Annotated in this window: 11 protein-coding genes; 4 read left to right on the top strand and 7 right to left on the bottom strand. The window is 61.9% G+C overall.

From position 1 onward, the window contains the following. Window positions 1-21: 21 nt before the first annotated feature. Entirely contained in the window at window positions 22-1,155 is a 1,134-nt protein-coding gene (locus B5527_RS22430; protein WP_079603480.1) for a glycosyltransferase family 4 protein, read from the bottom strand. A 2-nt stretch (window positions 1,156-1,157) separates the two neighbouring features. After that, on the bottom strand, window positions 1,158-1,814 hold the full coding sequence (locus B5527_RS22425; RefSeq protein WP_079603479.1) for a polysaccharide biosynthesis/export family protein: 657 nt from the start codon (window positions 1,812-1,814) through the stop codon (window positions 1,158-1,160). Window positions 1,815-1,991: 177 nt separating this feature from the next. Between B5527_RS22425 and B5527_RS22420 the strand changes: the two genes are divergently transcribed. Then, complete coding sequence (locus B5527_RS22420) at window positions 1,992-4,223, top strand: GumC family protein (protein ID WP_079603478.1); 2,232 nt, start codon at window positions 1,992-1,994, stop codon at window positions 4,221-4,223. A gap of 356 nt (window positions 4,224-4,579) precedes the next feature. On the opposite strand, the gene B5527_RS22415 is transcribed toward B5527_RS22420, so the two are convergent. Further along, window positions 4,580-5,182, bottom strand: a complete 603-nt coding sequence (locus B5527_RS22415; RefSeq protein ID WP_079607433.1) for a L,D-transpeptidase — start codon at window positions 5,180-5,182, stop codon at window positions 4,580-4,582. 1,194 nt (window positions 5,183-6,376) lie between these two features. Next, window positions 6,377-7,567, bottom strand: a complete 1,191-nt coding sequence (locus tag B5527_RS22410) for a GNAT family N-acetyltransferase (RefSeq protein ID WP_079603477.1) — start codon at window positions 7,565-7,567, stop codon at window positions 6,377-6,379. Between the two features lie 129 nt (window positions 7,568-7,696). Between B5527_RS22410 and B5527_RS22405 the strand changes: the two genes are divergently transcribed. Continuing rightward, the gene (locus tag B5527_RS22405; RefSeq protein WP_079607432.1) at window positions 7,697-8,749 is read left to right on the top strand and encodes a polysaccharide deacetylase family protein; all 1,053 of its coding nucleotides are present in this window, start codon (window positions 7,697-7,699) and stop codon (window positions 8,747-8,749) included. Here the strand turns inward: B5527_RS22405 and B5527_RS22400 are convergent. Further along, window positions 8,746-8,952: a DUF2842 domain-containing protein gene (locus tag B5527_RS22400; protein ID WP_079603476.1), complete on the bottom strand. Its 207-nt coding sequence runs from the start codon at window positions 8,950-8,952 to the stop codon at window positions 8,746-8,748. The genes B5527_RS22405 and B5527_RS22400 overlap by 4 nt on opposite strands. A 94-nt stretch (window positions 8,953-9,046) precedes the next feature. On the opposite strand from B5527_RS22400, the gene B5527_RS22395 reads away from it, so the two are divergent. Together B5527_RS22395 and B5527_RS22390 are read left to right on the top strand one after the other, a co-directional pair. Next, entirely contained in the window at window positions 9,047-10,138 is a 1,092-nt protein-coding gene (locus tag B5527_RS22395; protein WP_079603475.1) for a COX15/CtaA family protein, read from the top strand. A 152-nt stretch (window positions 10,139-10,290) separates the two neighbouring features. Then, window positions 10,291-11,106, top strand: coding sequence for an FTR1 family iron permease (locus B5527_RS22390; protein ID WP_079603474.1), 816 nt, complete (start codon window positions 10,291-10,293; stop codon window positions 11,104-11,106). Between the two features lie 64 nt (window positions 11,107-11,170). Here the strand turns inward: B5527_RS22390 and B5527_RS22385 are convergent, their stop codons facing one another. Continuing rightward, window positions 11,171-12,451: an O-acetylhomoserine aminocarboxypropyltransferase gene (locus B5527_RS22385; protein ID WP_079603473.1), complete on the bottom strand. Its 1,281-nt coding sequence runs from the start codon at window positions 12,449-12,451 to the stop codon at window positions 11,171-11,173. Between the two features lie 154 nt (window positions 12,452-12,605). Continuing rightward, the gene (locus B5527_RS22380) at window positions 12,606-13,190 is read right to left on the bottom strand and encodes a CoA-binding protein (protein WP_079603472.1); all 585 of its coding nucleotides are present in this window, start codon (window positions 13,188-13,190) and stop codon (window positions 12,606-12,608) included. Between the last annotated feature and the right edge of the window lie 131 nt (window positions 13,191-13,321).

Below are 13,321 nucleotides of genomic sequence, written 5' to 3'. Positions count from 1 at the left end.
GTTATCGTTGGTAAAGAGCGGTTAACGATCTGCAAACGCGTCGCGGTACCCCGCCAGCACCCCTTCGACCATCGCCTTCTGCGAAAAATGGATGAGGACTCGTTCGCGAAGCGATTTCGCCCGCGCCAGCGCGGCCTCGGGGTCTTCCAGCGCGGTCTCGATCGCGTCCGCCATGGCGCCGACGATGTTGGGCGCAAACAGCGCGTCGGTATAGGAACCGAAAATCTCCGGAATGCCGCCGACATTCGCGGCCACCATCGGAATTCCCGCCGCTGCGGCCTCGATCACGACGTAGGGCATCGAATCCCCGCGCGACGGCACCACCAGCACCTTGCCCCTGGAAAAACCATACCGCGCCTTGACGTGGCCGATGAAGCGCACCGCCTCGCTCAGGCCGAGCCTCTGTATCTGAGCCTTGAGGTTCTCGATTTCTTCGCCGTCGCCGGCAAGCGTCAGCGTGACCGGCTTGCCGTCGGCATGCAGCCGCGCCACCGCATCGATCAGGAGATCGGCGCCCTTGATGTGCCTGAACTCCCCGACATAGACGACATCGGTCGCGTCAGCGGCCTTGATGACGGGATCGAATTCGTCCGCGGTGACGCCGTTGAACACGCAGCGCACCAGTCCGCTCGGGATGCCGATGGTGCGCTGATAGGTATCGCGCGCGAACGCGCTTTCGAACAGGAACAGATCGGTGCTGTTCATCAGCGCGCGTTCGAGGCGGCTATAGAGGGTGCCCTTCAGCGTATTCAGCGGGTAATGCAGCGAGCCGCCATGCGGCGTATAGACGCGAATGGTGTCTCTTGAGCGGGGTTTGAGGCGGATGAAGGCGCCGGCCTTGGCGCCGTGGCCATGCAGGACGTCGGGCTTCAGCCGCCGGATCAGGCGCATGAAATGCACCCATACCAGGATGTCCGTGGGGAGCGGTTCGCGGCGAATCGCAAGACGATGAACGCCAAGCTTGAGGCGGGGCGCGATTTCCGCCAGCGCCGCCTCGGCACGTTCGCCGCCGGTCAGACTGTCGGCGATGATGCCGACGTGGTGGCCGCGGTCGGCCTGGCCATTGGCGAGGTCGAGAATGTGACGGAAGATTCCGCCGACCGGCGCGCGCACTGCGTGCAGAATGCGTAACGGCTGATCTGAATTCACGGGCATGATCAGAACCAGCGTTCGCCGACGAGGACGGTATCGCCGGGACCAAGCGTGGTGCCGAGCGGCACCACGACACGGGATGAACCCGAACCGCCGGCGTGGGTGAGGGTGACGCGGTCGCGCCGCGCGCGCGGCGAGAAACCGCCGGCGATCGCCACCGCACTTTCGACGCTCATATTGGGCACATAGGGATATTGGCCGGGAGCGGCGACTTCACCGAGAATGAAGAACGGCCGGTAGCTTTCGATTTCCACCGCCACCGATGGGTCGCGGATATAGCCGTTGCGCAGCTTGCCGGCGATTTCCGATGCCAGACCCGCGGGCGTCCGCCCGCGCGCCGGTACCGCGCCGATCAGCGGCATGGTGATGGCACCGCCGGCGTCGATCGCATAGGTGTTGGTGAGACCTTCCTGGCCGTAGACCACCACCCGCAGTTTGTCGCCGGCATCGAGCCGATAAGCGGTGCCGGATCGCACGGGTGTCGGCACGGCGGCATAGGCCATCGCGGTTGGGGCAGGGGCCATTCCGTAAGCTTGCCCATAGGCAAACGAATCCAGATCGCCCTGCGGTTGCGCCATCGCGACGGGACCGCTCGTGCGCATACAGCCCGACAGCGCGAGCGCTGCGAGCAAACAAAAAATAATGGCGTGCGCGACCCGCATCAAACAATCCATGGAAGTATTGATTCCGATTAAGAACATTCATGGTTAACAAAGCATGACCGCAGCGCTTCCGGCCACCGGGCCCGCGAACAAAGCGGGTCAATTAACCCAGCGGCAACCTTAATGGAGTGTAATCCCCGGGGTGACGTGGTGTCGTAGGGTCCGCGGGAGTGTGTGATGCGTTTAGCGTTCTGGCGTGCAGGCAAGGACAAGACGGTAGTCCAGAGGGCGGTCTCAAAGCCTGCGCCGGCCACCTACAAGCCGGCCACCTACAAGCCGGCCGCCTTGGCCGTGGCGGGCGATCTGGATTTGCGCGTGCTGGGCCAGACGCTGCTGCGCAAGAGGGTCTGGATCATCGTCCCCACGGTGCTTGCCGCCGTGCTCTCGATCGCCGCTGTCAATCTGGTTACCCCGCGATATAAATCCGAAGCGCGTATCCTGATCGATGGGCGCGAGAACGTGTTCCTGCGGCCGAACGGTGAGCGCAACGAGGAACGCACCGCACTCGATCCCGAGGCCGTTACCAGTCAGGTTCAGCTGTTGCTGTCGCGCGATCTTGCGCGCGAAATCATCAAGAAGAACAAGCTCGCGGAGCGGCCGGAATTCGATCCGGTGCTGCGGGGCCTTTCTCCCGTGAAGTCGCTGCTGGCACTGTTCGGTATCGGCCGCGATCCGTTTTCGCTGACGCCGGAAGAGCGCGTGCTGGATGCCTATTTCGATCGGTTTACGGCCTATGCGGTGGATAAATCGCGCGTCGTCGTCATCGAGTTCCAGTCGAGTGATCCTGAACTGGCAGCGCGCGTCGCCAACTCGATCGCCGAAGGATACCTGGTGCTGCAGCAAGGGGCGCGGCAGGAGCAGGCCAAATCCGCCAGCCAATGGCTGTCGGGCGAAATCGACAATCTGCGCAAGAAGGTCGCGGATGCGGAATCCCGCGTCGAGGATTTTCGTTCGAAGTCGAGCCTGTTTGTCGGCACCAACAACACCACGCTCTCCAACCAGCAGATGGGCGAACTGAACACTCAATTGAACAACGCCCGGGCGCTGAAGTCCGACGCGGAGTCGAAGGCGCGGCTGATCCGTGAAATGCTTCAGAGCGGCAAGCCGATCGAAGCTTCCGAGGTTCTCAACTCCGAACTAACGCGCCGATTGTCCGAACAGCGGATCACGCTGCGCGCGCAGCTTGCCGAGCAGTCGTCGACGCTGCTCGACGGCCATCCGCGGATCAAGGAGTTGAAAGCGCAGCTCGCCGACCTCGATCGTCAGCTTCGCGAAGAAGCGAGCAAGATTTCGCGTTCGCTGGACAATGATGCACGCATCGCCAGCGGCAGGGTCGAGGGCCTGAGTGCAAGCCTCGATCAACTGAAGAAACAGGCCACCTCGTCCAACGGCCAGGACGTGCAGCTTCGCGCGCTGGAGCGGGAGGCCAAGGCGCAACGCGACCTCCTGGAATCCTACCTTGCCAAATATCGCGAGGCGAACACGCGGGAGAATATCGATGCTGCGCCTGCCGACGGCCGTATCATTTCCCGCGCCACGGTTTCGAACACCCCGGCCTATCCCAAGAAGCTGCCGATCGTGCTGATTGCGACATTGGCGACCTTGATGCTCAGCGCAGGCGCGATCGGAACCGGCGAATTGTTGCGCATGACGGCGCCCCGGATTTTGGCGCCCGGTGCGGAGACGGTATTTGCGTCCGCACCCGCTCCGGACCCGGCGCCAATTGTCGTCGTCGATTCCGCGCCGGTGTTCGAAGAAGAGCGCCCCGAGATTCGGACCGAAATCCGTCCGGAGGCAGCGACCGAACTTGCCGAAATCGAGCAGCTCGCCGAAGATTTGCGGCACGCAGGCGAAGCGGCGCGCAAGATCACGATCCTCGGCACCGCTTTGGGTGAGAGCATTAGCCTGACGGCGCTGACGCTGGCGCGCCTGATGGCGGACGATGCAAGGGTCGTGGTGGTTGATCTGGCGGCGGCATCGCCGAAGATCTCGGCGATATCGGTTGATCCATCAGCTCCGGGGCTGGCGGAATTGATGCTGGGCGAAGCCACGTTTTCACAAGTGATCACCAAGGACCGGCTGTCGCGGGTTCATCTCGTGAGTGCGGGACGTCCGGGCGCGGATCGCAGCTTGCTGCAATCGCCGCGCCTCACGCTCGCGATCGATGCGCTGCTGCGGGTTTATGACCACGTGCTGCTGGATGCGGGCGCCGCTTCCGATCTGCCTGCGGAGCTGCTGACGGCGCAGGCGCGCGCCGTGGTCGTACCCGAGGCCTCGATGACCACCGAGGCCCGCAACCTGATGTGCGATCAGCTCAGGGCCGTCGGTTTCAGTAACGTGACGATGCTGAGCGGGCCGGCGGAACCGTTTGACGCCGTCGAACCCGGCCCGCGGGTGGCGGCGGCCTGAACGCCGAAATTCGCGGGCTGCTCCGAACCTCAGTGTCCTAATTCGATTTTGGTGTCCGCCTGTTTTGTTCGCGTAGCCGTTTTCGTTCCGCGATGAATTCTGTGCACCCTTCGGGAAGGGTGCACATATAATCTTCGAGTCGCCAATCTGTCGTGTCACTGATCCACGCGGCGGGACGACTAACAACGGGGAGAGGTTGGCACGGCTTCCTCACCGGTGACATCTCACAAGCGCGAAGTTTCGAACTGCGCCAATTTTGACGCGCGTCTGCGCAAACGCTGTTGGCGTTTGCCGCGAGGGGAAACCGCTTCGCAATTCTCCGGATCATGCTCTAGCGGTATCTTGACGCCGTTGGATCACGTCCGCCGGTTGCCGAACAAACTCGAGCCGCTTGAGATGCTCTGACTAAACGGCAGGACGACGACGGTCGTGCCCATCTTGACGCGATCGAACAGGTCGATGGCGTCGGCATTGGTCATGCGGATGCAGCCGGACGAGACGGACTGGCCGATATATTCCGGCTGGTTGGTGCCGTGGATTCGGTACAGCGTGTCGGTGTTTCCCTGAAAGAGATAGAGCGCGCGCGCGCCGAGTGGATTGGCCGGCCCTCCAGGAACGCGCTTTGGGAACGGCCCAAGTCGGGCCTGCTCCCCTGATGTGGGCACCCAGTCCGGCCATTCTGCCTTTCGACCGACGGTCGCGGTGCCAGAGAAGGCCATGGCCTCTTCGCCGACGGCGACGCCATAGCGCAACGCCTTGTGATCCGGCAGGACGTAATAGAGATAGTGGGCACCGCTATCGACCAGGATCGCGCCCGGCGGTTCCGGACGATCATAGTCCACCACGTGGCGGCGATATTGCTCAGGAATTTGCGCTTCAACGTAAGGCGGATTCGCCAGCAACTGCCGGTCGCGTGAGGTCATGCTGGCATCGGTCGACGGCGACAGCGTGGTCTGCATGCAGCCGGCCATCAGCAAGGTTGCCGCCAGCGACAGTCCCAGTTTCAGCTTCGAGAGCTGATGCAATTTAGTGTTTATCATTCGGCCACCTTGGTGGCTCAATCTGGCCTAAGTCAAGGCGCCGGCATCAACGGTTGCGTGATCGGCCAATCGCGTGGTGAAGCGTGGCCATTATGCGACATCTCATGCGGTGACTTCGTGCAGAAGATCAGCGCGCTGCCTTCCCGAACGCCAGCACGTGCAGGCCGAGCCGCTTCTTCACGATCCAGTAAATAGTGTCACGGATTGCGCCGAGTTGAACAGCGATTGCCCCACCAAAGTCACTAGACGAGGTTTTAGCGGATTAGCACCGCATGCCGCGAATCGAACTACGGTTGGCCGAGCGCCTTTGAATATTATTGAAAGCCGCAACGTGCCGACATTTCGCCAGTATACATTCCTGCTCTTCCTCCGCCGTTTGGCTGGCTTCTCCAACTCGGCGGGGGCGTTCGGTTGCCGCAGGTGATTGGCCCGGACGTGTCAAATTTCTCGTTTCTGTCGGACCGGCGGATGGCGTGTCGCACAAAAAATGCGTGCCTGACGGGCTAGATTTGGTGTAGTCGCGGCTTGTCCAGCCCCATTTGCAAAAATATTCTGATTTTCAGAAGTCCATATCGGTTGTATATCTCTTGCCGTCTCGTCCCACTCAGAGGGGCGGCTCGCGACGTCACGGACGCGGGGCGGGATGCGGTGGACGCGGCGGCGCGCTTGACGGGCGTTGCTTGCAGCGGACGGCGAAGACGTGTGGTCCTGATGCCTCGACGCCGGCATCAAGTTTGCAAATCTTTTGCAAGCGACGGTGACAAGAAAGCCGATCACCGGGGAGAGCACGGTATAAGCCGTAAACCATTGCGTGCGGGAATGTCGGGTGATTTCCGGTGGCTCGCTGTGAATACTCGTGTGCATACTTACTACCAATAGCGCACACGAGGCTGCGGGTGCATCGGGCGCCCGGCATTCCCCACGCCCTCTGGGTTCAAGGGCGTCAAATTTTCTGCAACAACCCGGGCGCATCGCGCGGCGGGGCTGCGAATGCCTGTCTGAAATGGTTTCGGTTGTTTTGAAAAATGAATTCGTGGCGTGAAAGCGAACGTGACACATTCCCGGCCGTCATCATCCGCCACCGGGGTCTGGTCTAGACCAGAATCGCGTCAATCAGCGCAGCGCGCCGCGCAGTTTTTGCGCCATGTGGAGAAGCGCCTGATTATGTTTCACCAGATGCTTGGCGCGGTTGATGCCCGCCATCGCGCTTGCTGCGAGCCTGCCGCGGAGGCTAAGCGGGATGAAGCAATCGAAAATCGGCTCGTCGCTTTTACAGAACAGCCGTTTGTAGTCGTCGGATCCGATGCCGAGATCGAGCGCGCGATAGCCGAGCCCGGCATAGTGGTCGATGATATTGCGCATCAGGATCAGTCCGGGGCTGTAACGCGAATTGCCGGACATCGTGTAGGTGTTGAACATCATCGAATAGCGGTGGCCGTCGGCGACGCCGGCGAAGATCGCGATCACCTCGTCATCGCATTCCAGCGCGTGGATATCGATAGCATGACCGCCGTCTGCGAGCGGCGCCATGCAGGCGCCGCGAATGAAATCCTCGACGCCGGGCTCCGCGAACACATTGGGCAGCTTCTGCTCCGCCATCCGCAGCGGCTTGATGAGAAAGAACCAGTCGAGCAGCCGCTTGATCTCGGCGTCGGTGGTGGCCACACCATAGCGATAGCCCGGCAGCGCCTGCAGCTTGCGTTCCTTGCCCTTGAGCCGGCGGCGGAACGAGTTGCTGATCAGTGCCGCAGGAGCTGCGCCAGCAGCCATCGTCAACAGCGGGCAGTCGTTGGCCGAGGCCTGGTGCGGCAACAGCGCCATCGGATTTGGCAAATCCCGCCAGCGCAACGGCTGCTGCCCGAGCGCCAGAACGTCGGCTTCCGACCGCTCGCGTATCGCCGATATCAGTGCGTCGAGATCGGTCGCGGTTGCATCCCCGGCAAAATCCCTGTCCCACAGCGCCATGTTGAACGTGGTGTGCTTGCCGCCCATGAAACAGGCGGTGCGGACGCCATGTTCATGCCTGAGCGCGAGCGGCAGCAACAACAGCGGCCGGCGTTCGCTGTCACGGGCGATCACGAGGAAAGGCAACAGGCTGTCGCGCTCTCCGACTTGCCGCTGCCAGTTGCTAAGGAGATCGAATCGCTGATACGGCGTATGAAACTGCTGTTGATCTTCGAAACCGCGCCAGATCGCCTCAGCCTCGGCAAGATCGTGAAGGATATCGACGCCGGCGATGCGGCTTGCCTTCGACCAGGCCCGTGCTTCTGCCGTTCGGCTTTCGATCGCGGCAGCGATGGTCATGGCAAAACCTGTCTGTAGGGAATTATTTACATTTTTCAGCTTCGGCCGACCTTTGCAAAGAAATGTCAACAAAGAGTAATGACAATGCCGGCGCGGCGAGGCTGAAATCGCTGCATTGAGGGCGTGACGTTGTCATCCGATCATGGATTCCTGACCAGCCTGGGCCTGGAACTCGCCTATTTCAGCGGCCTGGCATGGCTGCGGGGACAGCGGGCCGGCGGCGTCGGTGTCGTCATGCGGTTTGAACGGGTGCGTCCGGCGCGCGCGGCACGGTTTCAGCCGCTCAGATCTCATGAGATCACGCCCGAATTTCTCGATCGGACGATCCGGGCATTGAAGCGCTGGAAATTCGATATCGTTTCAATGGACGAAGCTTGCCAGCGCGCGGTGAGGTTGGCCTCGCCCAGACGATTTGCGTGCCTGACCTTCGACGGCGGTTACAAGGATCTCATCACATCAGCCTATCCGGTGTTGTCGCGACACGACGTTCCCTTCACCGCTTATATTCCGACGGCGTTTCCGGACGGCCTCGGTGAGGCATGGTGGCTTGCGCTCGAAGCGGTGATCGCGCGCGAGACCCGGATTAGCCTTGTGATGGATCGCAGGGAACAGCGTTTCGATATCGCGAATGCGCCCGAAAAATATCAGCTCTACGATTTTCTTGTCGACTGGATGCGCTCGCTCGCGCCACCGGATCTTTCGGCGGCCATCAGGGACCTGTGCACGCGATACGCGGTCGATCTCTCAGCACTGTCGCGCGACGCTTCGATGGACTGGAGCGACCTCGCGAAACTTGCGGCCGATCCGCTGGTCACGATCGGAAGTGCGACAGTGAATTATCCTGTGCTGTCGAATCTGAAGGACGCCGATGCGTTGCGTGAGATAACGATGGGGAGGGCGGTCGCGCAGGCCGCGTTCCACCGCGAGGTCAGGCATTTCGCCTATCCGTTCGGCGATCGCGGATCATGGCGCCGGCAACATGCCGCGATGGCCGAAGAGGCCGGCTTCGCCAGCGCGGCGTCGGCGATACCGGGAGTCGTCGAGAGCGAGGGCCGAACCAATCTGCACGCGCTTCCGCGCATCGCGTGGGACGGACGTCGGCGCTCACTGCGCGCCATGCGTGTGATCGTTTCCGGCGTCACTTTCGCTCCGGTGAAGCGAGCGCGCGCTACCGGGGCCTAGGCGTCGGGCCGCGCCATCCAGCTGATGATCGGCATCGCCGGCAGCACCCATCCAATGCCGGCCACGACGTAAAAGATCGCCTGCAGCACCCCGGAATTCGCAAGCCAGGGTGTCTGCGCCACCGTCATGCCCAGCAACGACCACACCACCACCAGCACGAGCAGAGCAATGGTTCCAAAGAATTTGCGGGTGCGTATGGTCATGACGGAAATGTGGTGGCCCGTTGCGATTGCCCGCCTTGCGCGCGGGAAGGGCCGGACTATAAGGTGCGCGCAAATTCATTCAAGCGCAGCTTCAATGACCGGTATTGCCAGGCAACAAACACCCAACAACCGCGCTATCGGATGGTGGCTGATCGCGGTCGCTGCCCTGATCGCGGCCATGGTGCTGGTCGGCGGCGCCACGCGGCTGACCGAGTCCGGGCTTTCGATTGTCGAGTGGAAACCGGTGTCCGGTGCTCTGCCGCCGCTCAATCAGGAGCAATGGACGCAAGCCTTCGAAGCCTACAAGACCATCCCGCAATATCACGAACTCAACGCCGGTATGACGCTCGCCGAGTTCAAGACGATTTTCTGGTGGGAATTCAGCCATCGGTTGCTCGGGCGGGTGATCGGGGTCGCCTTCCTGCTGCCGTTTCTCTGGTTCCTGTGGCGCGGCGCTGTTGGCGCAGACCTGCGGCGGCGGTTATGGCTGATCTTCGGCCTCGGCGCGCTGCAGGGCGCGGTCGGCTGGTGGATGGTGGCCTCGGGGCTTTCGCAGCGGGTCGAGGTTTCGCAATATCGCCTCGCCACCCATCTGGTGCTGGCGCTGATGATTTTCGCGGGCATTGTATGGACGCTGCGCCGGCTGGCGGACCGGCCGCCAGCAGTGACGTCGTCGCGGCTGAAGATCACGAGCGTGGCTCTGCTCGTGCTGACCTTCGTGCAGATTTATCTGGGCGCGCTGGTCGCGGGCCTGCGCGCGGGCAGGATTTACAACACCTGGCCGGATATCGACGGGGCGTTCATTCCATCCGCGGCGCGGCTGTTCTTTGAAGCGCCGTGGTGGCGCAACCTGTTCGACAATACGCTCACCGTGCAGTTCGAGCACCGCATGGTCGCTTATTTCGTGTTTACGCTTGCCGTTCTGCATGTGGTCGATGCTATCAGATCGCGGGCCGGAGGCGCCGCGATCAGCGGTGCGGTGTGGCTCGCGGCTGTCATCACCTTGCAGGCGATACTGGGTATTCTCACCCTGCTGAACCAGGCTCCGATTGATCTCGCCTTGGCGCACCAGGCCGTTGCGATTGCGGTTCTGACTTTGGCGATTTTTCAAGCCGAACGATTGGCGGCGCGCCGACCGCAAATGGGGCGTCAAGAACTGGTTCGGACGGTCACCCAGATCGGCTGAATTGAACGATTCTAATTGTCTGCGAAATTGCATAAATGCCCTGTTTGCAGGGCTTTCACACCTGCGCATGCCGGGGTGACGAGGTTGTGTCTGATGGCGCAGCTGTACTTAAACCCGTTGCGCGATAAAACGAACCGAACACGGGTTCGCACATGTCGTCTGCATTCGTTCAGGCCGCCGTCATCCTGCTCCGCGAGGGGCTTGAGGCTATGCTGGTGATCGCTGCACTCGCCGGCTATCTGACCAAGGCCGGCGCCAGCCATCGCATCCAGGCGCTCTATGGCGGATCGCTCGCCGCGGTCGCGGCCAGCATTATTGCGGCCTGGCTGTTCGCGGTATTGAACTCAGGCGAGCACAGCGACGTGCTCGAAGGCGTCATCATTCTCGTTGCGGCAAGCCTCATGCTCTACGTCAGCGGTTGGCTGATGGTGAAGCAGGATCCGCGCGGCTGGCAGGATTATCTGGCGCAGAAGGCCGACCACGCGCTGGCGCAGGACACCGTGTGGGCGGTCGGCGCGCTCGCCTTCCTCGCGGTGTTTCGCGAAGGCGCCGAAACCGTGCTGTTCATCAACGCGCTGGCGTCAGCCGAGGGCGGCTGGAGCGCCGGCCTGTTCGCTGGGCTGGGCGCCGCGACGATCGCGCTCGTCGTTCTCTTCTATTTCATCAACATGATCGCGCAGAAGATTCCGCTGCGGCCGCTGTTCATCATCACTTCGGCATTCCTGTTCGCGATGGCGATCAAATTCATCGGCGAAGCCGTGCAGGAATTCCAGGAACAGTCGATGCTGCCGTTCACCGAACTGAAAGGCGCGGCTTGGCTCGGCGCCATCGGACTAAATCCGACGCTGGAGGCGCTGTCCGCGCAGCTGCTGGTGATCGTGTTCGCGCTCGCGACTTATTCGGTGGTCCAGCGCAGCAGCCGGCTCGCCCGCGAGGACAAGGCCGCCAGGCGAACGGCGAAGCCGTAAGATCGCCGTCACCCCTCATACAGACGCCATCACCCGCGAAGCGGCGCGGAGCATTCCTGCCACCTCAAGCGCCCAGTGCCTGCTCCAAATCAGCGATCAAATCTTCCTTGTCCTCGATGCCGATCGACAGCCGCACCACGTCGGGGGCGGCGCCTGATTTGATCTTGGCGGCATCGTCAAGCTGGCTGTGGGTGGTCGATGCCGGATGGATCACCAGCGAGCGGGTGTCGCCGACATTGGCCAGATGCGAGAACAGTTTGAGGTTCGACACCAGATTGACGCCGGCCTCGTAGCCGCCCTTGAGGCTGAAGGTGAACACCGCGCCGGCGCCCTTCGGCGCGTATTTGCGCGCGAGGTTGTTGTATTTGTCGCCGGCAAGGCTGGCGTAATTCACCGCCGCCACCGCCGGATGCGCCGACAGCCACTCCGAGATCGCCTTGGCGTTCTCGCAATGCTTTTGCATGCGCAGCGGCAGGGTCTCGATACCCGTGAGAATCAGGAACGCATTGAACGGCGAGAGCGCCGGACCAAGGTCGCGCAAGCCGAGCACGCGGCAGGCAATCGCAAATGCGAAATTGCCAAAGGTTTCCTGAATCTTGATGCCGTGATATTCCGGACGCGGCTCGCTCAGCATCGGATATTTGTTGTCCTTCGACCAGTCGAAGGTGCCGGCGTCGACGATGATACCGCCAAGCGAGTTGCCGTGACCGCCGAGGAACTTCGTCAGCGAGTGCACGACGATGTCGGCGCCGTGGTCGATCGGGCGGATCAGATAGGGTGTCGCCAGCGTGTTGTCGACGATCAGCGGCACGCCGGCCTTGCGGGCAACCGCCGAGATCGCCTCGATATCGGTGACGGAGCCGCCGGGGTTGGCGATCGACTCGATGAAGATTGCCTTGGTGTGCGGTGTGACCGCGCGCTCGAAGCTTTCGATATCGTCAGGGTCGGCCCATACCACGTTCCAGCCAAAGCTCTTGAAGGCGTGGGTGAACTGGTTGATCGAGCCGCCGTAAAGCTTGCGCGCGGCGATGAATTCGTCGCCGGGCTGCAGCAGCATCTGAAAGACCACCACCTGCGCGGCGTGGCCGGAGGCGGTGGCCAGCGCTGCGGTGCCGCCTTCGAGGGCTGCAACGCGTTCTTCCAGCACCGCCGTGGTAGGGTTGGTGATACGGGTATAGATGTTTCCAAATGCCTGTAGTCCGAACAGTGACGCGGCATGATCGGCGTCGTTGAACACGAATGACGTGGTTTGATAGATCGGCGTCACCCGCGCGCCGGTGGTGGGATCGGGTTGCGCGCCGGCATGCACGGCGAGGGTCGAAAATCCCGGAAGACGATCGGTCATTCTTGGTGTTCCTGTTCTGCTTTCTTTGAAATCACGTGGCCGGCATGCTGATGGCCAGCGTGGCTGCCGTCAAGGCGGCGGGATGCATCGCTTTTATCGGGAACGCTCGTGCTTCGCGACACCGCGTTTACAGAACAATCATTTCGCACTTGCCTCACACGAGGCCGTTCTTGTTTTTCGCGGCGCGGTCGGACGCAGCGGTTTCGCCACCGCCGACGCTCATCCGGTTCAACGAAAGCCGCATGCCCTGGGTCGGCACCGGCGCGCGCTTGGAACTGAGCGTTCGTGAATTGACGCCCATCCACGAAATCTCCGAGGACAGCCGGCCATACTCGATTTTCGGGCAGCGGTTCATGACGACCTTGATTCCGGCGGCTTCCGCCCTTGCTGCGGCGGCGTCGTCGCGCGCGCCGAGCTGCATCCAGATCACCTTCGGCAACGGCGTCAATTTCAACGCTTCATCGACCACCGGCATGATGTGACTCGAATTCCTGAAGATGTCGATCATGTCGACGGGACGGCCGATGTCGTGCAGCGAGGCGACGAAGGGTTTGCCGAGCAGGCTCTTGCCGATGTGGCCGGGATTGACCGGGATCATGTCGTAGCCGCGTTGCGCCAGATATTTGAAGGCGAAGTAGCTCGGCCGCACATTGACCGGCGACGCCCCGACCATCGCGATGGATTTCACGTTGTTGAGGATTTCTCGGATGTAATCGTCATTGTAGCTATCGTGATTCATTCGGAGCGGCCATTCAGATTAGAGGCGTCATTGCGATCAGAGCGTCATTCCGGGGCGATGCAAGGCATCGAACCCGGAATCCCGAGATTCCGCGTCTGGTGCTGGCGCACCAACCCGGAATGACGGAGTCT

It is taken from the genome of Bradyrhizobium erythrophlei, from assembly GCF_900129425.1.
Classification (GTDB): Bacteria; Pseudomonadota; Alphaproteobacteria; order Rhizobiales; family Xanthobacteraceae; genus Bradyrhizobium; species Bradyrhizobium erythrophlei_C.
The sequence above is the reverse complement of the archived record's forward strand: the minus strand, read 5'-3'. Positions and strand labels throughout refer to the sequence as shown.